At 69.3% G+C, this 23086-nt stretch carries 22 protein-coding genes; 11 read left to right on the top strand and 11 right to left on the bottom strand.

Translation table 11 applies throughout. The features are described 5' to 3' along the window. Positions 1–120 precede the first annotated feature (120 nt). A complete protein-coding gene (locus NMD1_RS08895; RefSeq protein ID WP_125954566.1) occupies positions 121–1116 on the top strand; it encodes a bile acid:sodium symporter family protein in 996 nt (331 codons plus the stop codon). A gap of 133 nt (positions 1117–1249) precedes the next feature. On the opposite strand, the gene NMD1_RS08890 is transcribed toward NMD1_RS08895, so the two are convergent. Beyond that, positions 1250–1846 carry a LuxR C-terminal-related transcriptional regulator gene (locus NMD1_RS08890; RefSeq protein WP_125954454.1) on the bottom strand — a complete coding sequence of 199 codons (597 nt, stop codon included), beginning with the start codon at positions 1844–1846 and terminating at the stop codon, positions 1250–1252. A 97-nt stretch (positions 1847–1943) separates the two neighbouring features. Here NMD1_RS08890 and NMD1_RS08885 point away from each other — a divergent pair, with 97 nt between their 5' ends. Further along, positions 1944–2627 carry a peptidylprolyl isomerase gene (locus NMD1_RS08885; protein ID WP_125954453.1) on the top strand — a complete coding sequence of 228 codons (684 nt, stop codon included), beginning with the start codon at positions 1944–1946 and terminating at the stop codon, positions 2625–2627. Between the two features lie 701 nt (positions 2628–3328). On the opposite strand, the gene NMD1_RS08880 is transcribed toward NMD1_RS08885, so the two are convergent. The 6 genes from NMD1_RS08880 to NMD1_RS08855 all read right to left on the bottom strand — a co-directional run bounded on the left by NMD1_RS08880 (position 3329) and on the right by NMD1_RS08855 (position 10405). Then, entirely contained in the window at positions 3329–4489 is a 1161-nt protein-coding gene (locus NMD1_RS08880) for an aminotransferase class I/II-fold pyridoxal phosphate-dependent enzyme (protein ID WP_125954452.1), read from the bottom strand. Between the two features lie 210 nt (positions 4490–4699). Next, the gene (locus tag NMD1_RS08875) at positions 4700–5956 is read right to left on the bottom strand and encodes an adenosylmethionine--8-amino-7-oxononanoate transaminase (RefSeq protein WP_125954451.1); all 1257 of its coding nucleotides are present in this window, start codon (positions 5954–5956) and stop codon (positions 4700–4702) included. Continuing rightward, positions 5953–6573, bottom strand: coding sequence for a dethiobiotin synthase (gene bioD, locus NMD1_RS08870; protein ID WP_125954450.1), 621 nt, complete (start codon positions 6571–6573; stop codon positions 5953–5955). Before bioD ends, NMD1_RS08875 begins: the two co-directional genes overlap by 4 nt. Continuing rightward, complete coding sequence (locus NMD1_RS08865) at positions 6570–7745, bottom strand: 8-amino-7-oxononanoate synthase (RefSeq protein WP_125954449.1); 1176 nt, start codon at positions 7743–7745, stop codon at positions 6570–6572. Before NMD1_RS08865 ends, bioD begins: the two co-directional genes overlap by 4 nt. 13 nt (positions 7746–7758) lie before the next feature. Next, the gene (gene bioB / locus NMD1_RS08860) at positions 7759–8814 is read right to left on the bottom strand and encodes a biotin synthase BioB (RefSeq protein WP_125954448.1); all 1056 of its coding nucleotides are present in this window, start codon (positions 8812–8814) and stop codon (positions 7759–7761) included. A gap of 106 nt (positions 8815–8920) precedes the next feature. Next, on the bottom strand, positions 8921–10405 hold the full coding sequence (locus NMD1_RS08855; RefSeq protein ID WP_125954447.1) for a phosphomannomutase: 1485 nt from the start codon (positions 10403–10405) through the stop codon (positions 8921–8923). 266 nt (positions 10406–10671) lie between these two features. Between NMD1_RS08855 and NMD1_RS08850 the strand changes: the two genes are divergently transcribed. The 6 genes from NMD1_RS08850 (at position 10672) to fdhD (ending at position 17147) form a co-directional block, all read left to right on the top strand. After that, the gene (locus tag NMD1_RS08850; RefSeq protein ID WP_124809684.1) at positions 10672–11085 is read left to right on the top strand and encodes an NAD(P)H-dependent oxidoreductase subunit E; all 414 of its coding nucleotides are present in this window, start codon (positions 10672–10674) and stop codon (positions 11083–11085) included. Next, positions 11082–12635, top strand: a complete 1554-nt coding sequence (locus tag NMD1_RS08845) for an NADH-ubiquinone oxidoreductase-F iron-sulfur binding region domain-containing protein (protein WP_125954446.1) — start codon at positions 11082–11084, stop codon at positions 12633–12635. The genes NMD1_RS08850 and NMD1_RS08845 overlap by 4 nt, the downstream gene beginning before the upstream one ends. Before the next feature lie 124 nt (positions 12636–12759). Further along, on the top strand, positions 12760–13293 hold the full coding sequence (locus NMD1_RS08840) for a molybdenum cofactor guanylyltransferase (protein ID WP_125954445.1): 534 nt from the start codon (positions 12760–12762) through the stop codon (positions 13291–13293). Continuing rightward, the gene (gene fdhF, locus NMD1_RS08835) at positions 13283–16135 is read left to right on the top strand and encodes a formate dehydrogenase subunit alpha (protein ID WP_125954444.1); all 2853 of its coding nucleotides are present in this window, start codon (positions 13283–13285) and stop codon (positions 16133–16135) included. The genes NMD1_RS08840 and fdhF overlap by 11 nt, the downstream gene beginning before the upstream one ends. Beyond that, positions 16132–16359: a formate dehydrogenase subunit delta gene (locus NMD1_RS08830; RefSeq protein ID WP_125954443.1), complete on the top strand. Its 228-nt coding sequence runs from the start codon at positions 16132–16134 to the stop codon at positions 16357–16359. Before fdhF ends, NMD1_RS08830 begins: the two co-directional genes overlap by 4 nt. Then, positions 16359–17147, top strand: a complete 789-nt coding sequence (gene fdhD / locus NMD1_RS08825; protein ID WP_125954442.1) for a formate dehydrogenase accessory sulfurtransferase FdhD — start codon at positions 16359–16361, stop codon at positions 17145–17147. The genes NMD1_RS08830 and fdhD overlap by 1 nt, the downstream gene beginning before the upstream one ends. Positions 17148–17189: 42 nt before the next feature. Here the strand turns inward: fdhD and NMD1_RS08820 are convergent, their stop codons facing one another. Beyond that, positions 17190–17531 (bottom strand): response regulator, encoded by a 342-nt coding sequence (locus tag NMD1_RS08820; protein WP_158453931.1) that lies wholly within the window; start codon positions 17529–17531, stop codon positions 17190–17192. A 114-nt stretch (positions 17532–17645) separates the two neighbouring features. Here NMD1_RS08820 and NMD1_RS08815 point away from each other — a divergent pair, with 114 nt between their 5' ends. Continuing rightward, positions 17646–18419 (top strand): TonB family protein, encoded by a 774-nt coding sequence (locus tag NMD1_RS08815; RefSeq protein ID WP_233497455.1) that lies wholly within the window; start codon positions 17646–17648, stop codon positions 18417–18419. A gap of 94 nt (positions 18420–18513) precedes the next feature. Then, positions 18514–18957, top strand: coding sequence for a DUF2721 domain-containing protein (locus NMD1_RS08810; protein WP_124809678.1), 444 nt, complete (start codon positions 18514–18516; stop codon positions 18955–18957). Positions 18958–18988: 31 nt separating this feature from the next. Here NMD1_RS08810 and NMD1_RS08805 read toward each other — a convergent pair whose 3' ends face one another. The 3 genes from NMD1_RS08805 to NMD1_RS08795 are packed head-to-tail and all read right to left on the bottom strand — an operon-like array spanning position 18989 to position 21305. Beyond that, the gene (locus NMD1_RS08805; RefSeq protein ID WP_124809677.1) at positions 18989–19294 is read right to left on the bottom strand and encodes a polyhydroxyalkanoic acid system family protein; all 306 of its coding nucleotides are present in this window, start codon (positions 19292–19294) and stop codon (positions 18989–18991) included. Further along, positions 19294–20088 carry a hypothetical protein gene (locus NMD1_RS08800; RefSeq protein ID WP_125954441.1) on the bottom strand — a complete coding sequence of 265 codons (795 nt, stop codon included), beginning with the start codon at positions 20086–20088 and terminating at the stop codon, positions 19294–19296. The genes NMD1_RS08805 and NMD1_RS08800 overlap by 1 nt, the downstream gene beginning before the upstream one ends. A gap of 11 nt (positions 20089–20099) precedes the next feature. Beyond that, on the bottom strand, positions 20100–21305 hold the full coding sequence (locus NMD1_RS08795; protein ID WP_124809675.1) for a toxic anion resistance protein: 1206 nt from the start codon (positions 21303–21305) through the stop codon (positions 20100–20102). 171 nt (positions 21306–21476) lie between these two features. Here NMD1_RS08795 and NMD1_RS08790 point away from each other — a divergent pair, with 171 nt between their 5' ends. Continuing rightward, a complete protein-coding gene (locus tag NMD1_RS08790; RefSeq protein ID WP_375600795.1) occupies positions 21477–23084 on the top strand; it encodes a SulP family inorganic anion transporter in 1608 nt (535 codons plus the stop codon). The last annotated feature ends 2 nt before the right edge of the window (positions 23085–23086 follow it).

Here is a 23086-nt window from a genome sequence, read left to right as displayed (position 1 = left end):
CATGCTACGCCGGAATGCCGCGCTAGGCGCGAAGTTTGAAACGGGCGTGACAGCAAGCAGGCACGGACTGGCCGCCGGTTGGCACTGGACAGGAACCGCGCCCGCGCGCATCTGGCCGCCATGATCCGCAAGCTCGCCGCCCTTGTCGAACCGTTCATCCTCGCGCTGCTGGGCACTGTCCTCCTTGCCAGCGTGCTGCCGGCGCGGGGGCAGTGGGCCACGGTCGCGGAAAAGGCGGCGGACGCCGGCATCGTCCTGCTGTTCTTCCTCCACGGCGCCAAGCTCTCGCGCGAGGCGATCTGGGACGGGATGCGCAACTGGAAGCTGCACCTCGCCACGCTGGGGGTAACGTTCGCGCTGTTTCCCGCGCTGGGGCTGGCCTTCGGCAAGCTGCCCTTCGTGCCGCCGGCCTTCGCCACGGGCCTGCTGTTCCTGACGCTGCTGCCCTCCACGGTGCAGTCCTCGATCGCCTTCACCGCGATCGCGCGCGGCAACGTGGCGGCGGCGGTCTGCGCCGCCTCGTTCTCGAACTTCGTGGGCATCTTCGCCACCCCGGCGCTGGTCGCGCTGCTGATGGGGGGAACCACCGGCGGCATTTCGTGGCAGTCGGTCGAAACGATCCTGTTGCAACTGCTGCTGCCCTTCGTGGTCGGGCATCTGCTGCGCCCGTGGGTCGGCGCCTTCGTTGCCCGGCACAAGGCGCTGGTGGGCCGGGTCGATCGCGGCTCCATCCTGCTGGTGGTCTATTCGGCGTTCGGCGCGGCGGTGGTCGAAGGGCTGTGGCAGCGCGTCTCGCCGGAAAGCCTCGTGGTGCTGTCGATACTGTGCGTCGTGCTGCTGGGGATCGCGCTGCTGCTCACCACGCTGCTCGGCCGCGCGATGAAGCTGCCGCGCGCGGATGCGGCGGTGCTGCTGTTCTGCGGCTCCAAGAAAAGCCTGGCCAGCGGCGTGCCGATGGCCGGCGTGCTGTTCGCGCCGGCGCAAGTCGGCATCGTGCTGCTGCCGGTGATGCTGTTCCACCAGTTCCAGCTGATCGCCTGCGCCATGATCGCCCCGCGCCTCGCCGCCGCGGCGGAGAAGGACGCGGGCCAAGCGGGCAGCCGGACTTCCGTTTAGCCCGCTTTCGTCATTGCGAGCGCAGCGAAGCAATCCAGTGCCCCGCTAGCCGCTCTGGATTGCTTCGGGGCGGTGCCCCTCGCAATGACGAGGGAGGGCGATGTGCTCCCGCTCCAGGCGACGCGGGCGCCGCCTAGTACCCCGCCTCCACCGCCACGCGGATGGCGTCGGCACTTGTCTTCACGCCCAGCGCGCGGAACATCGCGGCGCGGTGCATCTTGATCGTGCGTTCCGACAGGCCAAGATCCCAGGCGATCTGCTTGTTCAGCTTGCCCCGCGCCATTTCCAGCAGGATTTCGCGCTGGCGATCGGTCAGCGCGTCGATCCGCTGGCGCGCGGCGGCATGCGTGCCCTCGCCGGGAGCGGCCTTCGCGCCTTCGTCCGGCACTTCCATCTGCGAGCCGAGGAAGTATTCGACCTCGCCATCCGCGTTGAAGATCGGCGCGATCATCACCGCGTTGCGGAACGGCGTGCCGTCCTTGCGGTAGTTGCGGATTTCCACGAGCGCGGGCTGGCGGGCGACGACCGCCGCGCGCAACGTGTCGGTCAGTTCCACCTCGGTCCCCGCCCCCCGCAGGAAGCGGCAGTTGCGGCCGATGATCTCCTCGCGCGCATAGCCCGTCAGGCGGATGAACGCCGCGTTGCAGGAAACGATCGGGTTGTCCGGCTGGCGTGGATCGGTCAGCACCGCGGCGGTCGCACTGTTCTCTATCATCGCGTCTGGCACCATGCGTCCACCCTAGCGCCAGACGGGCGGTGCAGGCAACGGGGAGACTGGCAAACGGGGAGACTGGCGTCGCTGCCCGGCATGGCGTTAGGTTCGGTTCATGAACCGCCGATTCGTGCTTGCCGCCCTGCCCGTGTTCCTCGCGCTCACCGCCGCCGCGCCGCATCGCGCCAAGGCGCCCGCGCGCCCAGCCCGCCCGCCGGCGGAAATCCCCCTGGCCGATACCGTGCGCGTGGCGATCAACACCGAACTCGGCGCGATCGTGCTCGATCTCGATGGCAAGCACGCGCCCGTCACCACCGCCAATTTCCTGCGCTATGTCGATCAGAAGCGGTTCGATGGCGTTGTGTTCTACCGCGCGATGCACCTTGCCTGGGGTGAACAGCCCAACGGGCTGATCCAGGCCGGCGTGCGCGGCGATCCCAAGCGCGTGCTGAAGCCGATCGCGCACGAGCCGACGAACGTCACCGGCGTGCTGCACAAGGCCGGGGCGATCTCCATGGCGCGCGGCGCGCCGGGCACGGCGACGGGCGATTTCTCGATCATGCTGTCCGACATCGCCGGTCTGGACGCCGATCCCGCCTCCGCCAACCCCGAAGCGCAGGCGGGCTATGCCGCGTTCGGCAACGTCGTCTCGGGCATGGACGTGGTGCGCAAGATCTGGGATTCGCCGCTGTCGCAAACGCTGGGTGAGGGCGCGATGCGCGGGCAGATGCTGGAAAAGCCGGTGAAGATCCTCACCGTGCGGCGCGTGCCGCTGCCGGCGGTGGCGCCGGCGCAGTAGCACCCACTCCCCATCCGTTCGTCCTGAGCCTGTCGAAGGACGCGCGCGATGCTCGCCTTCGCGTGGGCAACCGCTTCAAGGCCCAACCGTATCGCGCGTCCTTCGACAGGCTCAGGACGAACGGGGCTCCTTGTGGTCAAGGCCGCCATCGCACCGGAGAGGGCTAGTACAGCTTCAACTCGAGACAGAATTGCAGCAGGTTGTGATTGATGCCTTCCAAATCCAGAGCCTTGGACAGACCTTCGATATCCTGCTCATGGTCCCATTGCGTAAAGGTGCCGTCGGCCGACCAAGGCTCCTCAAGAAAGGTGCGCGGAATAATGACATGCGCAATTTCTCGGTAGCGGAATGGCTGGCCCCAACAGCTTCCGTCAGCAACCGATGTTTCATGTAGCTCTGACTCCCAAGGCAGTTCAGCGGACCAGTAAACCGTATCGCATTCCAGCCTACCGAAAGTCGTCCAGCAACTCCATGACCGCATTCTGTGCGGCGCGTTTCCATTGCAGTGTTCGGAAAGGGACGACCGTGCTGGCCGTGACAGATGGCGTGTTGCCGTAAGCAGAAAATTTCGCACGTCGATCATCGTCGCCAACCATCGCAGCTATGGATTGCTGTCTGCTTAACTTTCGGCATGTCCGCGATCGCGCCACGTCCGGAAAGGCCGGTTTAAGCGCAAAGGCGTCGAAAGCGAATACTTCTCCCTACGCCTTCAGCCCCATCACCTTGGCGAAGGCCGTCTTGAACGCCGCCATTTCCGCCGGCGTGCCGAAGCTGATCCGCATCCAGTCGGGCATGTGCTTGCGCGATCCCGAGGTGAACACGCGCTCGCGCGCCAGGGCCGCCTGCACTTCCTCGCCCGGCCGGCCGACGTGGAGCATGGCGAAGCTGGTTTCCGACGGCAGGGTGCGGATGCCGCGTTCCTTCAGCCAGGCGAACACATCGTTGCGCACGGCGGCGGTATAGGCCTTGCGCGCGGGGACCAGCGCGGGATCGAGCAGGCTGGCCTCGGCCGCGATCACCGCCGGCATCGGCGGGATGTTCACGCCATAGTCCATCAACCGGTCGAGCAGGTCGCGCCGCGCGGCGACGAGGCCCAGGCGCAGGCCGGCGAGGCCATAGATCTTCGAGAATGTGCGCAGCACCAGCACGTCCGCGCCCTTGGCCACCAGATCGAGGCACGACTGCGCGCGGTCGCTGTAATGGATATAGGCCTCGTCGATCAGCAGCAGCGATCCGGCGGGCTTGTTGGCCAGCAGCCATTCGATGTCCGCGCGCGGAGTGACGAGGCCGGTGGGGTTGTTGGGATTGCAGATGTAGAACAAGCCGGCATCGGGCGCGGCGGCCAGCAGCGCGCGCACGTCGAGCGCGAAATCGCCGGCCAGCGGCACGGTGACGGCGCGCGTCACCGGCTGGCCATTGGCGCCGTAGAACCCGTCCGAAAAGGTCGGTTCGGCATAGGCGATCGGCCGGTCCTTGCCGGAAAAGGCCAGCATCGCGTTGCGCAGCGGCGCGAACGAGCCGGGGTGGATGGCAATATTCTCCGCCTTCAGCCCGTTCTGCGCGGCGAACAGCGTGGCAAGCCGCGCGGACAGCGGAAAGCCATAGCGCCCGCCCAGCTTTTCCAGCCCGGCCAGCGCCCGCAACGCGCTTTCGCCGGGGCCGAGCGGGTTCTCGTTGGCGTTGATGAACACGCCGTCGGTCAGCGAGGCGATCATCCCCGCCGGGTCCTGTGGCGGCAGCGGCATCGCCGGTTGCGCCCGCGCGGGGGCAAGGTGCGCCGAAAGCGGCAGCGCGGCCGCCGCGCCCAGCGCGCCGCGCATCAGCATCCGGCGCGAAACGGTGCCTGCAAGATCGTCGGTCATGGCTTTCCCCTGTGGCCCCGTGGCTCGTACCGCCAGAGTGCCGCGTGCGGCGCACAATGCAATGGCCTTCTTGGCGGCGGCGCTTGCGGCGCGTGGAATGCCCACCCCGCTGCGGCTAACGCCGCCTGCGGCGGCGCAAGCCTCGCTCCCCTCCCGCATGCGGGAGGGGTTGGGGGTGGGCAGCGCGCCATCGCTTGATAAGCGACCTGTTCAGCCCCGCAGCACCACCGCCACCGCGTCGGCGATCGCATCGTGGACCCGCGTCAGGTCTTCGGCGGAAATGCAGTAGGGCGGCATCACGTAGATCGTGTTGCCCAGCGGGCGCAGCAGCACGCCGGCTTCGCGGAACAGCGCCATCAGGCGCGGCGCCAGTGCGGAAAGATAGCCGCCGGCGGGGTCTTCCACGTCCAGCGCGATGATCGTGCCGCAGCGGCGCGGGTTGCGAATGCCGGGCAGCGCGGCCAGCCGGTCCAGCCCCGCCTGCTGGCGCGCGCCCAGCGTGGCGATGCGCTCCCGCACCGGCTCCTCGCGCCAGATCGCCAGATTGGCGCGCGCGGCGGCGCAGGCGATCGGGTTCGCGGTATAGCTCGACGAATGGTAGAACGTCTTCGCGCGGTCGGTGGACCAGTGTGCCTGGAAGATCGGCTCGCGCGCCAGCGTCACCGCCAGCGGCATCGATCCGCCGGTCAGCCCCTTGGCCAGGCACAGGATGTCGGGCACCACGCCCGCCTGTTCGCAGGCCAGCAGCGTGCCGGTGCGGCCCCAGCCGGTCATCACCTCGTCGGCGATGAACAGCACGCCGTGGCGGCGGCAGACATCGGCCATCCCCGCCAGCACGCCCGCGCCGTACATCATCATGCCCCCGGCGCCGAGCACCAGCGGTTCGACGATGAAGGCGGCCGGCCTTTCGCGGCAGGCCGCTTCGAGCGCTTCGATCGTGTTCGCCCCGTCGCCCACCGGGAACGGAATGCGGCCCACGTCGAACAGCAGCGGATCGTAGGGCGCGTTATAGACCCCGCGCTCCCCCACCGACATCGCGCCGATGGTGTCGCCGTGGTAGCTGTGCTCCATCACCAGGATGCGGTGGCGCGGTTCGCCACTGTGCGCCCAGAAGCCCAGCGCCATCTTCAGCGCGACTTCGACCGAGGTGGAGCCGCTGTCGGAAAAGAACACCCGGGTCAGTTCCGCCGGCAGGATTTCGATGAGGCCGCGCGCCACGTCTTCCGCCGGATCGTGCGTCCAGCCGGCGAAGATCAGCTGGTCGATCTGCCCCGCCTGATCGCGGATCGCCTCGACGATGCGCGGGTGGCAGTGGCCGTGCGTGGTCACCCACCAGCTCGATACCGCGTCGATCACGCGGCGGCCCTCGGCGGTATAAAGCGCCGCCCCTTCCGCGCGGGTGACGCGGGTGACCGGTTGGCCTAGCCCGTGTTGCCAGAACGGATGCCAGACGGGCGATTCGCTCACCGGAAGTCCTCGATGCGGAAATGCGTGGCGAAGGCGGCGGCCACCGTCTGCGCCTTCAGTTCGGCCAGGCGCGGCAGCCGCCCCAGCCGCCGCACTTGCCCCATCGCCGCGATCGTCGCCTCGCTGTCCTCGTTGCCATCGCCCACGAAGGCCACGCCCAGCACCGGCACGCCCCGCCCGCGTAGCACCTCGATCGTCATCAGGCTGTGGTTGATCGTGCCCAGCTCCGTCCGCGCGACGATCACCGTCGGCAGGTTCCACCACGCAAACACATCGGCATAAGTCGTGCCGCGCGTGACCGGCACCAGCGCGCCGCCCGCGCCCTCGATCACCAGCGGGTCCACGGCGGGCACCGCCAGTCGCGCGGGATCGATCACCACCCCGTCGATCTCGGCCGCGCGGTGGGGGGAACAGGGCGTGGTCAGGCGATAGGCTTCGGGCAGCACCCGGTCGGCGGGCAACCCGCCCAGCCGGGCCACGTGATCGCGGTCGGCGCCATCCTCCAGGCCGGACTGCACCGGCTTCCAGTAATGCGCGCCCAGCGCCCCGGCGAGCGCGGCGGAAAACACCGTCTTGCCGATGCCGGTATCAGTGCCGGTGACGACGATGCGGGTCATGCCAGCACGCGTCCTAGTGTCTGCGCGAGCGCGTCGATGTCCGCGCAGGTAACGTTGAGCGTCAGCGAGATGCGCAGGCGGCTGGTGCCCTGCGGCACGGTGGGCGGGCGGATGCCGCGCACGTCGAACCCGGCCTGCTGCAAGGCTTCCGCCACGCGCATCGTCCGCGCATCCTCGTGCAGGATCAGCGGCAGGATCTGCGATCCGGTGGGTTCCACGCCGAACGGCGCCAGCGCGCGCTCGGCATGGCGGACCAGCGCGGTAAGGTCGTCGCGCCGGCGCGGTTCGTCCGCCAGCATCCGGATCGCCTCGCGCACGGCGGCGCAGACCAGCGGCGATGGCGCGGTGGAGAAGATGAAGGCGCGGCCCCGGTTGACCAGGAACTCGCGCACGATCCGTGGCCCAAGCACCAGCGCGCCCTCGCAGCCCATGGCCTTGCCGCAGGTGCGCAGCACGATCGTATCGGGCCGGCCTTCGAGATGGGCGGCCAGGCCGCGCCCGTCTGGGCCGAACACGCCGGTGGCGTGGGCCTCGTCGATGAACATGATCGCCTCGTGCCGCCGCGCCACCTCGGCGAAGGCATCGACCGGGGCGATATCGCCGTCCATCGAATAGAGCGTTTCGAAGGCGAGCCAGATGCGCCCGGTGTGGCCCCGCGCGCGCCATTCGCGCGCCGCGTCGTCGAACGCCTGCGGATCGTTGTGCGCCGCCGCCACGGCCGTCGCGCGCGTCAGCCGCAGGCCTTCGTGCATCGAGGCGTGGACCAGTTCGTCATGGACGATCAGATCGCCGCGCTGGGGCAGCGTGGACAGCAGCGCGGCGTTGGCGGCATAGCCGGCGGAGAAGAACAGCGCGGCTTCGCTGCCGAAGAAGGCGGCGGCTTCGGCCTCCAGCGCCTCGTGCTCGGGATCGTTGCCGCGCAGCAGGCGCGATCCGCCCGATCCCAGCGGCACCCCGCGCGCGACGGCGCGTTCCACCGCCTGCGCCAGGCGTGGCGCGCGCGCCATGCCGAGGTAATCGTTCGAGGCGAAGTCCACGCCCCGGCGCGGCGCCAGCGCGCGCAGCCGCGCGCGTTCGCCCAGCGCGGCAAGGTCCGCCGAATGCACGCGCCACAGCGACGCCGCGCTCAGCGTGTCGCCGCCCTCCGCATCGATCCTGGCTTCCCTCTCCATCCCGCGCTCCGGTTCAGGCGGCGCAGGCTCCGGCGCAGGAGCGCTCGGCTTTCGCGGCGCGGGCCGGTTCCTCGCCTTCCATCGGCTTGAGGCCAAGACGGGCAAACAGCGCCGCGTCGGCATCGTCGCCGGCGTTGGCGGCGGTCAGCAGGCGATCGCCGGTGAAGATCGAATTGGCCCCGGCCAGGAAGCACAGCGCCTGCGTCGCGTCCGACATGCTTTCGCGCCCGGCGGACAGGCGCACCATGCTCAGCGGCATGGTGATCCGCGCCACCGCCACGGTGCGCACGAACTCGATATCGTCGATCTTGGCCAGCGGCGTATCGGCCAGCATGTCGCCCAGCACGGTGCCCTTGATCGGCACCAGCGCGTTCACCGGCACGCTTTCCGGGTGCGCGGGCAGCGTGGCCAGCGCGTGGATGAAGCCCACGCGGTCGGCCCGCGTCTCGCCCATGCCCACGATTCCGCCCGAACAGACGTTGATCCCGGCGTTGCGCACGTTCGCCAGCGTATCGATACGGTCGGCGAAAGTGCGGGTGGTGGTGATCTCCTCGTACCGTTCGGGCGAGGTATCGATGTTGTGGTTGTAGTAATCGAGGCCGGCGTCCGCCAGCTGCGCGGTCTGCGCCGGGGTGAGCATCCCCAGCGTCATGCAGGTTTCCATGCCCATCTGGCGCACGCCCTTGATCATCTCGATGATCGCCGGCATGTCGCGGTCCTTGGGGTTGCGCCAAGCCGCGCCCATGCAGAAGCGCTGCGACCCCGCGTCCTTGGCCTGCGCCGCCGATTGCAGCACGGCCTGCACGTCCATCAGCTTGGTCGCCTTCACGCCGCTTTCGGCGGAGGCCGATTGCGAGCAATAGCCGCAGTCCTCGGGGCAGCCGCCGGTCTTGATCGAAAGCAGCGTGCAGAGCTGCACCTCGTCCGCCCGGTGGTGCGCCCGGTGCGCTTCCGCCGCGCGGAACAGCAGGTCGGTGAACGGCAGGTCGAACAGCGCCGCGATCTCCTCGCGCGTCCAGTCGGTGCGCGGTGCCGGCCGGGTTGCGGGGCGAATGGCGGTGTCCTGCATACTGCGGTTCCCTTACGCGATTGATTCCCGCGCCCTTAACCCAAAAGCCGCCGGGGTGCCCTCAAAAAAAGCGGGGCGTTGTCCAGCGTGGAAAGCGCGCGGATTTTCAGGCGCCTGCCGGCGCTCCTGTCGTCTCCCAGGGGCGCCGTTCGAGCAGGAGCGCCAGCGCGCCGCGGTTGAGCGCCGTAGCCTCGGCCTCGCTGTCGGCCTCGGTATAGCAGCGCAGTTCCGGCGCGTTGCCCGAAGGGCGCAGGTGGATCACCGCGCCGCCGGTAAAGGTCATGCGGAACCCGTCGGTCCGGTCGATCGTGGCGATCGGTCCGGCAATGGGGCCGAACAGGGCTTCAGCCCGCGCCTTCTGCGCGGCATCGTCGCCCGCGGTCAGCACGGCGATCAGCGCCTTGCTGTGTTCGACCGGGAAGTCCTGCAACCGATCGGAATAAGTCACGCGCGGCGGCAGGGTGGCGAGCAGGTCGGTCAGCGTGCCCGGCCGCGCCGCGTGGATCACCGCCAGCATCGGCAGCACCGCATCGCGCGTGGCCAGCGCGGTCAGCGTCGCGCCGTCTTTCGCGATGGCATCGCCCAGCAGGAAGCCGCCGTTCGCCTCGTACCCGCAGACGCGCGTGCCGCCGTCCGCGCGCGCCTGGTTCATCGCCGCGATCACATAGGGCGATCCGATGCGCGTGCGCAGCGTGTGGGCGAAGCTGCCCGACCGTTCCAGCACGGTGTTGCTGCTGACCGGCGTGACCACGCGGTCCGCCCCCAGCGCCCGCGCGCAGAGCACGCCCAGCACGTCTCCACGCAGCCAGGTGCCGGTATGGTCGGCCAGCAACGGCCGGTCCGAATCGCCGTCGGTGGACACGATCGCGTCGAGCGGCTGTTCGGCGGCCCACGCCTTCGCCAGCGCGATATCCTCGGGGCGCACGGCCTCGGTATCGACCGGGATGAAGCTGTCGGCGCGGCCCAGCGGCACGGCTTCCGCGCCCAGCGCCTCGACGATCCGGGTCACGATATCGCGCCCCACGGCGGAATGCTGATAGACCCCGATGCGCAGGCCGGCGAGCGCGTCCGCGCCGAAGAAATCGCGATAACGCGCGAGATAGGCGGTCTCGACATCGACCGGCTCCGGCAGCGGCGCGGGCACGGCGAGCATCCCCTCGTCGGTGAACTTGCCATCGGGCAGCGTCACCGCCTGCTCCTTCATCCCGGCCTCGTCGTCCTTCAGCACTTCGCCGGCGGGGCGGTAGAACTTGATTCCGTTGCGGTCGGCCGGGATGTGGCTGCCCGTCACCATCAGCGAAGGGATGCCCTCGGCAAAGGCGTGGAGCGCCAGCGCGGGCGTCGGCACATAGCCGCAGAACACCGGCTCCGCCCCCAGATCGCGCACCGCTTCGGCGCAGGCGGCGAGAATGCGCGGCGTGCTGGGGCGCAGGTCGCCCGCCAGCGCCACTTGCGTGCCGGGCGCGAATTCGCCCAGCCCGGCCAGATAGAGCAGGAAGCCCTGGGTATAGCCGTAGCAGACCCGGTCGGTCATCGCGGAGACCAGCCCGCGCGCGCCGCTGGTGCCGAAGGCGACACCCGATTGCGTCATGAGATCCTGGACGGAAGGAGATGCTGGCTGGTTCATCGTGCCCTGATACTGGAAAGAAGGACTTGCGGCAGGTCCGCATGGACCGGCTTGCCGGCTATCGCAATGCCGCAGACCGGTTACCATTTCGAAATGGCTCGAAGATCGTATCGTTCCGATCGGCTGTGCAAAATGGCGAAAATCGCGCTAAGGCGACCGCCAGCGAGCGACACGCTTGCCCCCATTTGTATGTGTTGCATACAATAACGCCGCGCATTAGGGTACGACGTATGGAGAGGTTCGCAGAGATCATCGCGGCGCACGCGGGGCGTGAGGGGGCGTTGCTCCCGATCCTGCACGATGTGCAGGCAGCGTTCGGGCACGTTCCGGAAGAAGCGGAGCGCGCGATTGCGGCGGCGCTGAACCTGAGCCGCGCCGAAGTGCACGGGGTGGTGAGCTTCTATCATGATTTCCATGCCGAGGCGGATGCGCGGCCGGTGCTGAAGCTGTGCCGGGCCGAGGCCTGCCAGGCGCGCGGTGTGGAAGCGCTGGCGGCGGCGCTGCCCGAGCAGAACCGCGTGAAGGTCGAAACGGTCTATTGCCTGGGCCTGTGCAGCGTGGGGCCGAACGCGATGGTGGGCGACAAGGTCCACGCGCGGCTAGATGGCGCGAAGCTCGCCGCGCTGGTGGAGTCGCTGGCATGACGGTTACGGTCCGCATTTCCGATGACGCGCTGGCGCTGGCCTGCGGGGCCGACGAAGTCGCCGCCGCGTTCGCGAAGGCCGGCTGCACCGTCGAACGGGTGTCGAGCTGGGGGATGCACTGGCTGGAACCGCTCGCCGAGATCGACGGGGAAGGCTTCGGCCCGTTGACGGTGGACGACGTGCCGGCCGTGCTCACAGGCACCAGCCCGCTGGGCATCGGACCGATCGCCGACCATCCCTTCATCGCCCGCCAGCAGCGCTTCACCTTCGCGCGCGCCGGCAAGACCCGGCCGCTGAACCTGGGCGACTACGCCGCCAGCGGCGGCTGGGCGGGCTTGCGCAAGGCGCACGACATCGGCGCCGAGGCGACGATCGCCGAAGTCACCGCATCGGGCCTGCGCGGGCGCGGCGGCGCGGGCTTTCCGGCGGGGATCAAGTGGATCACCGTGGCCAAGGCGAAGGCGGCGCAGAAGTACGTGGTCTGCAACGCCGACGAGGGCGACAGCGCGACCTTTGCCGACCGCATGGTGATGGAAGGCGATCCCTTCATGCTAATCGAGGGCATGGCGATCGCCGCCTATGCCGTCGGCGCGACCCGGGGCTACGTCTATATCCGCAGCGAATATCCGCACGCCATCGCCAAGATGGAAGCGGCGGTGCGGGCCTGCGCGCATATTATCGCGCCGTTCGTGCTGGAAGTGCGCACGGGCGCCGGCGCCTATGTCTGCGGCGAGGAGACCTCGCTGCTCAACAGCCTGGAAGGCAAGCGCGGCGAAGTGCGCGCCAAGCCGCCGCTGCCCGCGCTGGAAGGGCTGTTCGGCAAGCCGACCGTGGTCAACAACGTGCTGACGCTGGCGGCGGTGCCATGGATCCTGGCGCACGGCGGCACGGCCTATGCGGCGGTCGGCTTCGGCCGGTCGAAAGGCACGATGCCGATCCAGCTGGCCGGCAATGTGAAGCACGGCGGCCTGTTCGAAGTGGGCTTCGGCATCACCCTGGGCGAACTGGTCAACGCTGTCGGCGGCGGCACCGCCAGCGGCCGGCCGGTGCGCGCGGTGCAGGTCGGCGGCCCGCTGGGCGCCTATCATCCGCCGTCGGATTTCCACCTGCCGTTCGATTACGAAAGCTTCGCCGCCGCCGACGGGCTGATCGGCCACGCCGGCCTCACCGTGTTCGACGATACCGCCGACATGAGCGCGCAGGCCCGCTTCGCCATGGCGTTCTGCGCGGCGGAAAGCTGCGGCAAGTGCACGCCCTGCCGCATCGGCAGCACGCGCGGGGTGGAACTGATCGACCGCATCCGCGCCCGCGCCCCGCGCACCGCCGACGCCGTCGAGCGGCTGCCCCAGACGCACAACGCGCGCAAGGGCGCCCGCACGCTGGCCGAGGAAATCACCCTCCTCGAAGACCTGTGCGAGACGATGAAGTTCGGCTCGCTCTGCGCGCTGGGCGGGTTCACGCCCTATCCCGTGCTGTCCGCGCTACGGCACTGGCCGGAAGACTTTGGAGCGGATTTTGGGACGGTGGCTTCGGCGGACGCGGCCGAATGAGCGGCGACGTCGCGCGCGCCCTTCGACAGGCTCAGGGCGAGCGGGTTTGGGGTATAATTTCATTCCCAGCTCCACTCATGCTGAGCTTGTCGAAGTATGCGCGCCAACCCCGGTCTCGCACGCCATGATCCTGGGCGCCGTCCTGGCCGGCGGGCAGTCCTCGCGCTTCGGCAGCGACAAGGCGCTGGCCGAACTCGATGGCCGCACCCTGCTGGCCCGCGCGGTGGAAGCGCTGCAGGCGCAGTGCGACGCGGTGGTGGTGGTAGGGCGCGAGGATGCCCCGGTGCCGACCCTGCCCGACCGCCCGCGCCCCGGCATGGGGCCGCTCGGCGGGATCGCGGCGGCGCTGCACCACGCGGCAGAGGCCGGCTATGACGCCGTGCTGACCTGCCCGGTCGATGCGGCGGGGCTGGCCGGCACCGTGGCCGCCGATCTTGCTCCTTCGCCCGCCTATTGCGCGGACCAGCCGGTGATCGGACTGTGGCCGGTCAGCGCCCGCGCGCCGCTCGATGCGATGCTGGCGGGCACCGGCACGCATTCGATGCGCGCCTTTGCCGGGCGGATCGGCGCGCGGGCCGTGCAACTCCCTGTCCTTCCTGCTAATATCAATACACCGGCGGACCTCGAGTCCGCGGAGAGGCGATCCCATGGGTTATGAGCGTCAGGCCGATTTCGGCACCCCGGAAGTCCGTTCCGACACGCAGGTCACCTGCACCATAGACGGGCGCGCGGTCACGGTTCCCGCCGGCACCACCGTGATGCGCGCGGCGGCGCTGACCGGCGGCGCGATCCCCAAGCTCTGCGCCACCGACAACGTCAAGCAGTTCGGTTCGTGCCGGATGTGCCTGGTCGAGATCGACGGGATGCGCGGCACGCCCGCCTCCTGCACCACGCCCGTGGCCGAGGGGATGAGCGTCCACACCCAGACCCCGCGCCTGCAGAAGCTGCGCAAGGGGGTGATGGAACTCTATATTTCCGACCACCCGCTCGATTGCCTGACCTGCAGCGCCAACAACGATTGCGAATTGCAGGATACGGCGGCGCAAGTCGGCCTGCGCGACGTGCGCTATGGCTATGCGGGCGAGAACCACCTCGATCAGCCGGCCGATACGTCCAACCCCTATTTCGATTTCGATCCGTCGAAGTGCATCGTCTGTTCGCGCTGCGTGCGCGCGTGCGAGGAGGTGCAAGGCACCTTCGCGCTGACCATCGACGGGCGCGGCTTCGGCTCGAAAGTCTCGGCCGGCCTCGCCTCGGACAGCTTCCTCTCGTCCGAATGCGTCTCGTGCGGGGCCTGCGTCCAGGCCTGCCCCACCGCCACCCTGCAGGAAAAGGCGGTCAAGGAGATCGGCAAGCCCGAACGCGCCGTCGTCACCACCTGCGCCTATTGCGGGGTGGGCTGCACCTTCCGCGCCGAGATGCGCGGCGAACAGCTCGTGCGCATGGTGCCGTGGAAGGACGGCAAGGCCAACCGCGGCCACTCCTGCGTCAAGGGCCGCTTCGCCTGGGGCTATGCCCAGCACCAGGACCGCATTCTCAAGCCGATGATCCGCTCCAGCATCGACGAACCCTGGCGGGAAGTGAGCTGGGAAGAGGCGCTGGGCCACACCGCGCGCGAACTGAAGCGGATTTCGGAAAAGTACGGCCGGCAGGCGCTGGGCGGCATCACTTCCAGCCGCTGCACCAACGAGGAGACGTTCCTCGTCCAGAAGCTGATCCGCGCCGGGTTCGGCAACAACAACGTCGATACCTGCGCGCGCGTCTGCCATTCGCCCACCGGCTATGGCCTGAAGACCACGTTCGGCACCTCGGCCGGCACGCAGGACTTCGATTCGGTCGAGGATTCGGACGTGATCCTGGTGATCGGCGCCAACCCCACCGACGGGCACCCCGTGTTCGGCAGCCGCATGAAAAAGCGGCTGCGCCAGGGGGCGAAGCTGATCGTGATCGATCCGCGCCGCACCGATCTGGTGCGCAGCCCCCATGTCGCGGCGGACTACCACCTGCCGCTGCGCCCCGGCACCAACGTGGCCGTGCTGACCGCGCTGGCCCACGTCATCGTCACCGAAGGCCTCGCCGACGAAGCCTTCGTGCGCGCACGCTGCGATTGGGACGAATACCGCCACTGGGCCGATTTCGTGTCCGACGCGCGGCACAGCCCCGAATTCCTCGAACCCGTCACCGGCGTTCCCGCCGAAGCCTTGCGCGGCGCGGCGCGGCTTTTCGCCACGGGCGGCAACGGGGCCATTTATTACGGCCTGGGCGTGACCGAGCATTCGCAGGGTTCGTCCACCGTCATGGCCATCGCCAACCTCGCCATGGCGACGGGCAACATCGGCCGTCGCGGCGTGGGCGTGAACCCCCTGCGCGGGCAGAACAACGTGCAGGGCGCCTGCGACATGGGCAGCTTCCCGCACGAACTGTCCGGCTATCGCCATGTCTCCGATGCCGGCGCACGCGCGCTGTTCGAGGCCGAATGGGGCGTGAAGATCGATCCCGAGCCGGGCCTGCGCATCCCCAACATGCTCGATGCCGCCACCGACGGCGTGTTCAAGGCGCTCTACATCCAGGGCGAGGACATCCTCCAGTCGGACCCGGACACGAAGCACGTGTCCGCCGGCCTCGCCGCGATGGAATGCGTGATCGTCCACGACCTGTTCCTCAACGAGACCGCCAACTACGCCCACGTGTTCCTGCCGGGATCGAGCTTCCTCGAAAAGAACGGCACCTTCACCAACGCCGAACGCCGCATCCAGCCGGTGCGCAAGGTGATGGAACCCCTTAACGGATACGAGGACTGGCAGGTCACGCAGGAACTGGCGCGCGCGATCGGGCTGGACTGGAACTACACCCACCCGTCCGAGATCATGGACGAGATCGCGCGGCTGACGCCCACGTTCTCCGGCGTCAACTATGCCCGGCTCGATGCCGAAGGCTCGCTGCAATGGCCGGTCAACGCCGCCGCGCCCGATGGATCGCCGATCATGCACGTCGATGGCTTCGTGCGCGGCAAGGGCAAGTTCGTGGTGACCGACTACGTGCCCACCGACGAACGCACCGGCCCGCGCTTTCCGCTGCTGCTGACCACCGGCCGCATCCTCTCGCACTACAACGTCGGCGCGCAGACGCGGCGCACCGCCAACGTCGCCTGGCATCCCGAGGACCTCTTGGAAATGCACCCGACCGACGCCGAGAACCGGGGCGTCAAGTCGGGCGACTGGGTCCGCCTCGCCAGCCGCGCGGGCGAGACTACCCTGCGCGTGACGGTGACCGACCGCGTCGCGCCCGGCGTCGTCTACACCACGTTCCACCACCCGGCGACGCAGGCCAACGTCGTCACCACCGACTATTCCGACTGGGCCACCAATTGCCCCGAATACAAGGTGACGGCGGTGCAGGTCACCCCCAGCAACGGCCCCACCGACTGGCAGGAAGGCTACGAGGAACTGACCCGCCGCTCGCGCCGGATCGAGGGCGGCGCGATGGAGGCTGCCGAATGAGCAGCCACACGCCGGAAAAGCTCGCCTACATGGTCAACCAGATCGCCCGCAACCTCGCGCTCGATCCCGATCCCGTCGGCATGGTGGCGCAGCACATCCAGGACTTCTGGACGCCGCGCATGAAGCACATGGCCTTCGCCCTTGACGGCGCGAGGCTGGACCCGGTCGTCCGCGAAGCCCTCGCCCGACTGGCCGGGCAGTACGGCGCCGCCGCCGCGTCCTGATGTCCAGCCCGGACGGCGCGCGCGCGTTTCCGTTTCGCGAACATTTCGCCGATGGCCGCCCGCCGCGCGCGATCGACCGCGCGCTGGCGGTGGAAGCGCCGGTCGCGATCGAGATCAACGGCATCGGCTATGCCGTGATGATGGCCACGCCCACCGATCTGGAAGACTATGCGCTGGGCTTCTGCCTGTCCGAACAGCTCATTGCTGCGCCGGACGAGTTCGAGTCGGCGGACGCGCACGCCATCGACGGTGGCGGCTGGATGCTGCGCGTGCAGATCGCGCCGTCCCGCGCCGCGCCGCTGCTCGATCGCGCACGGCTGCGGCTGGCCGAGGGCAGTTGCGGGCTGTGCGGGATCGAAAGCCTGGAACAGGTGCTGCGCCCGCTGCCGCAGGTTACGGCCCGGCTCGACGTGGCGGACACGGCGCTGTTCGCCGCGCTGGCCGCGCTGCCGGACCATCAGCCGCTGGGCCAGGCGACGCGCGCCGCCCACGCCGCCGCGTTCTGCGCGCCCGATGGCACGATCCTGGCCGCGCGCGAGGATGTCGGCCGCCACAACGCCTTCGACAAGCTGATCGGCGCGCTGGCGCGCCAGGGGCTATCCCCCGCCACGGGCTTCGTCGTGCTGACCGCGCGGTGCAGCTACGAACTGGTGCAGAAGGCGGTGATCGCGGGCTTTCCGCTACTGGTCACGGTCTCGGCGGCGTCGACCATGGCGGCGGAGCGCGCCGCGGCGCACGGGCTGCGGCTGTACAGCCTTGCGCGCGGAGACAGCCTGCTCGAATCCTGACCGGCCAAATCCTGGCTGGCCGCATCCTGGCCGGCCGCCTCTTCAGGCCATCCGCGCCAGCGCGTCTTCCAGAGCCGCCATCGAAACCGGCTTGGACAGCAGCGGCGCATCGGGCGCACCCGTGCCGGCATCCAGCGTGGCATGGCCGCTGAGATAGCAGAACGGAATGCCGGCGTCGCGCAACTGCAGCGCGACGGGAACCGAATTGCCGTCGCTGCCCAGCGAGAAGTCCAGCAGCGCCGCCTCCACCGGGTTGTTCGTCAGCAGCCTCAGCGCGTGTTCGGCGCTGGCGGCCGGCCCGACCACCTGATGCCCCAGATCGATCAGGCTTTCTTCCAGCATCATGGCGAGCAACGGCTCATCTTCGACCACCAGCACGCGCATGTCTGTTCCCCTGGCGGTCGTCGCCGCGTCCCCGTTCCGGAGGGATACTGCATTGCGATGAAAACGGATACAATCCCATTGGGTGACTAACATATGAGGGTCCACAGCATTAACATGAGTCCGCCCGCAACCCCGCCGACGCCCTCGGCCCCTTCCGCTCCGGCCCGTTTCGACGCGGCACCGGGGCTGGATGGCCGGGCGCGGCTGGGCGTAGCTCTGGGCGTGGCCGTGCTGCACGCCGTGGCGATCTGGGCGGTGGTGCGGGCGTTCGGCGGCCTTCCCGCCGTGCTGCGCGAGGCGGGGCTCGAATCTGTCGTGGCCGCTTACGACGTTCCTCTCGACAACCCGCCACCATCGGCGACCGCCACGACCACCGAGCCCGAAGGGGCGGAAGGGGCATCGGGCCGCAAGGCGAAACCGCGCGAGATCGTGGCCGCCCCCGCCAGAATCCCCAACACGGCGCCGCCGGCCGCGCCGGCCGCGTCGACGGGCAACGATACCCGCTCCGGCGCCACCGCGGCGGGCGCTGGCACCGGCGGGGGAACGGCGGGCGGCGGCACGGGCAGCGGCGGCAACGGCGACGGCGCGGGCGGGCGCTTTGTGGCGCAGAGGGCGGTCAAGATCGCCGGCGACATCACCTCCACGCGCGATTACCCCGCCGCCTCGCGCGCCAGCCGGCTGGGCACCAGCGTGATCGTCGCGCTCACCGTCGGCACCGATGGCCGGGTGAAAGGCTGCACGGTGCGCAAGCACAGCGGCGATCCCGAGGCGGATGGCATCACCTGCCGCCTCGCCATCGACCGTTTCCGGTTCCGCCCGGCGCTGGACCAGAATGGCGATCCGCTGGAATCGGTCTACGGCTGGGAGCAGCGCTTCTTCGCGCCCTGATTCCCGGATTATCCCGGCGCCGGGCGGGGCGGGGGCGCGGTAATTCGTATCCCCACCCCTTGCGGCGCGGCGCGCTTGCCGCGAAACTGGGTCCATGATCGCCCAGACCATCCAGCTCGCGCTCGCCCCGGTCTTCGTGCTGGTGGCGATCGGCAACATCATGAACATCCTGACCACGCGGCTGGGCCGGATCGTCGACCGTTCGCGCGCGCTGCAGAAGCTGCACGCCGAAACGCACGGGGCGGAGCACGATCGCGTCGTGGTGGAACTGCGCTATGTCGACCGGCGCATCCAGCTGATCGGCCACGCCCTGCTGCTGCTGGTCTGCTCGGGGCTGGCCATCGGGGTCACCGTCGGCACGCTGTTCATCGGCGATATCAACGGGTTCGAGCTGCGCCACGTTACCAGCGTCACGTTCTTCCTTGCCATCGCCCTGCTGATGGTGGCGCTGATCTACCTGCTGCTCGAAACCCGGCTGGTGGCGCAGACGCTGCGGCTGCCGCAGGAACTGCTGGAACTGGAACGCCGCGATCTGTGAGCGGCCATGACGCGGCCTGATCGCGGTCTTTCTACGCCAGCAGCTTCTCGCCCTTTTCGCGGATCACGCCCTCGATCATCCGCCGCGCGAAGCCGAGGCCATCGGGCATGGTCACGTCGATCACCAGTTCCGCCTCTTCCAGCGTGACCGCGCAGGGGACGGTGAAGCCCATGGCCGAGACGTCCATCGCCAGATGGTCCTCGTCGCGCCAGGCCATGTCGACCGAGGCCAGGCTGCCCAGCAGATCGCTGGCCTTGGCCGAAGCCTTGCCGGCCTTTTCCTGCATCCGGCGCCGCACTTCGTCCTTGCCGAGCGAATGGGGAATGGCGACGCGCATCAGGTGTTCTCCGGCGGGGCGGCGGGGGTAACAGGCGCGGCCAATTGGGGCGCCGCATCGGCCTCTCCCAGCCCTTCGCCATAGCGGTAGTCAAGGTAGCGTCCCCGCACGGCCAGATCGTCGATGTCGCCGGCGGCCAGCTTGCGCGTGATCTCGTCGATCTCGCGGCTGATCTTGCCCAGGCCATCGGCCAGCTGCTGATCGGCGTTGCGCCCGCCGCGTTCCTCCCGCTTCAGGTGCGCGGGAATGCGGCGATAGCTTTCGACCATGCCCGGCAGGTGTTCGCCCACCAGCTTGCGCACTTCGGCGACGGCGGGTTCGGCCGGGTCGATCCCTTCGAGCTGCACCCCCAGCCCGTCCAGCTGCACGCCAATCTGGTCGACAAGCTGCACGGCCGGCGCGGGCAGGGCCGGGCGCTGCGCTTCCAGCCACAGTTCGGTGCGCCCCACCATCGAACGGACGTTGCCGGTGTTCAGCGCGGCCAGATCGGGCACTTTCAGGCGCGGATAGCGGCCGAAGAAGAACAGCGCCGCCGCGATCGTCAGAACCATCAGCATCAGGCCGGTCACGCCGATCCCGTCGATGGCCAGGCCCACGCCCATCGCCGCGACCAGGATCACGCCCACCGCCATGGCCATGCGCGCCGCCTTGCGCGCGACATGCTGGCGCTTCATCTCGGCCGAACGCTGCCCGATCGAGCGCCCGCCCACGCGCCGCCCGCCGGCCTGCTGGCGGACCAGCGAAGCCCGTGCTTCGGTCAGAATGCGCTGACTGTCATGCGATTCGCCGGCCATCGTCCGGTCCATCAGCCTTCAAGGCTCAGCAGCGGCGAGGTTTCGGGGCCGGCGAGCTTGGCCTGCGAAGCGCCTTCGGCCCGCGCGATATAGCCCTTGGATTTCTCGACCTCGCCCGAAAGCGTCGTCACCGTCTGCTTCATCGCGTCGAGCGCTTTCAGCTTGAACGTGTCGATGGTGTCCATCGTGTCGTAGATGTTCTGGAACGCACGCTGCAGCGTTTCCAGCGGGATCGTGCTGGAAGCGGCCATCTCGTGAATCTTGCCGGTCTGTTCGCGCAGCAGCTTGCCGGTGGAATCGATGATGTTGGCGGTCGTCGTGTTCAGCGCGGTGATCTGCTGCAGCACCAGCCGCTGGTTGGTCATCGCCTGCGCCACGGTAACGGCGGTGCGCAGCGCGGCGACCGTGGTGGTGCTGGCGCGGTCGACGCCCTTGACCAGTTCGACGTTGTTCTTCTTGACCAGATCGAGCGCGAGATAGCCCTGCACCGTCACCGCCATCTGCGTCAGCAGGTCCTGCGTGCGCTGGCGGGTATAGAACAGCGCGGATTCGCGGATCGCCTTGGCCTTGGCCGGATCGGTCGCGTCGAGGTCGTTGGCGGCGTCCTCCAGCTTCTGGTCGAGCGTCTTCGAGATGTGGATCATCTGCTCCAGGTTGCCCATGGCTTCCCACAGCTTCTGCCGCTCCACGTCGATCGCGGCATTGTCCATCAGCAGCTCGTCCTTGCCCGAGGCGAGCCGGTCGAGGATCGACTTGATGTGCCCCTGCGCCGAGGTGTAGCCGTCGAAGTAGTTCTTCAGCTTGTTACCGAACGGGATGATGCCGAGGAACTTGCGCGGCGAGGAGAGATTGCCCTGCCGGCCGGGATCGAGGTCTTCCACCGTCCGGCGCAGCTGGGCGAGATCGGCGCCGACGCCGCTGTCCTTGTCCATCGCCCGAATCGGCCGGTCGAGAAAGCGGTTCGACATGCCCGCGGCGGCCACGATTTCCTTGCGGCCCATGTTGGTGAGCTGGTCCACCCGCTTGCCGAATTCGGGGCTGGCCGCGTCCTGCGCGACCAGATCGGCGACGAAGGCATCGACCTTGGCTTCCAGCTTGCCGCGGTTCTCGTCGGACACGGGCACCAGGCCCGCCGCCTGCGCGGGCGCGACGACCGGCACCGGATCGGGCGGGGTCAGGGTGATCGGGCTGATGGTTTCGGTGGGTGTCGTGGCCATGGTCGTTTCGCTCGTTGAGGGCGGTTATGCCACGATAGATGGGGAAAGCCGTTCCGTCACGCAAGCTGTATTATGCAAATAACACAGCCTCACCGGCTGCGAAGCCGTATCGACCTTGCGCCCGAACGGGCGTAGCGATGAAGCGCACCGGGGGCCTAGGAGGGAACAGCGATCAGGTTCGATCCGAAAGACCTTGTCGCCGGGCTGGCCGTGGCGGGGCTGATGATTCCCGAAGGCGTGGCCTATGCCGGCATTGCCGGGCTGGACCCGGCGCGGGCGCTGGCCGCCGGAATCGCCGGCGGGTTCGCCTATGCGCTGGTCGGGCGCAGCCGCTTCGCGATCGTTTCGCCCACGTCCTCGTCCGCCGCGATCCTGGCCGCCGCGCTGGCCAGCCTGCCGGGCGATGCCGCCACGCGCGCGGTGCTGGCGACGGTGCTGGTAGGCATGACCGGGCTGATCTTCCTGGGCGCGGCGCTGTTCCGGCTGGGCAGCCTGTCCGCCTTCGTCTCGCGCGCGGTGCTGCGCGGCTTCGCCTTCGGCCTCGCCATCACCATCGTCATCCGGCAATTGCCCAAGCTGCTGGGCATCGCCGGCATCACCGCGGGCAACATCGCGGCCATGGCGGCGGAGATCGCGGGCGGGCTGCGCCGGGCCAATCCCGCCAGCGCCCTGATCGGCCTGGCCGCGCTGACGCTGCTGGTCCTGGTGCGGGCGCGCTGGCCGCGCGTGCCGGTGACGCTGGCGGTGCTGGCGGCGGGCATTCTCGCCAGCGTGGGGCTTGACCTCTCGGCGCACGGCGTCGCGCTGGCAGACACGATCCGGCTGAGCGCGCCCGCCTTCGACCTGCCCGTGCTGGCGCCGGGCGACTGGGCGCGGATGGCGCAGCTGGCGGTGCCGGTCGCGCTGATCCTCTTTGCCGAAAGCTGGGGCACGATCCGCACCATGGCCCTGCGCCACGGCGATACGATCGAATCGAACCGCGAACTCGTCGCGCTGGGGGTGGCCAACATGGCCTCGGCGCTGGTGCGCGGGATGCCCGTGGGCGCGGGTTTTTCCGCCGGCGCGGCGAGCGAGGCGGCGGGCGCGCACTCGCGCCTCACCGCGCTGACGGCGGCGCTGGCGGTGCTGCTGCTGGCGCTGTTCGCCGCCGGCCTGATCGCCGCGATTCCCGAACCGGTGCTGGCCGCCGTGGTCATCGCCGCGCTGGCCCACGCGCTGTCGCCAGGGCCGCTCGTGCGCCTGTTCCGGCTGGACCGCGACCAGTGGATCGCGGTGGGCGCGGCGCTGGGCGTGCTGACGCTGGGCGTGCTCAACGGGATGCTGGCGGCGGTGGCGCTCTCGGTCGCCGCGCTGCTCCACACTTATGCGCGCCCGCGCATCAGCGCGCTGGGGCGCGTGGGCGACGGGCACGATTTCGTCGACATGCGCCAGCACGCCGATGCGCGCGGCCTGCCCGGCGTGGGCATCTACCGCCCCAACGCGCCGCTGTTCTTCGCCAACGCCGAAGGTGCGCTGGCGGAAGTGGCGCGGATGGCCGCGCGCGACGGCGCCCATACCGTCGTACTCAGCCTGGAACAAAGCGCCGACCTAGACAGCACCGCCGTCGAGGCGCTGGGTGAATTCGTGGGCGCCGAGGGCAAGGCGGGCCGCCGCGTGATCCTCGCCCGGCTGCACGATCGCGCCCGCGCGGTGCTGGCGGCCAGCGGGCTGGACGGCGTGGCCGCCACGGGTACGTTCAGCGTCGCCGATGCGGTGGCGCAAGCAATGCGGGAGCAATGACG

Source organism: Novosphingobium sp. MD-1, from assembly GCF_001014975.1.
Lineage (GTDB): Bacteria > Pseudomonadota > Alphaproteobacteria > Sphingomonadales > Sphingomonadaceae > Novosphingobium.
The sequence above is the reverse complement of the archived record's forward strand: the minus strand, read 5'-3'. Positions and strand labels throughout refer to the sequence as shown.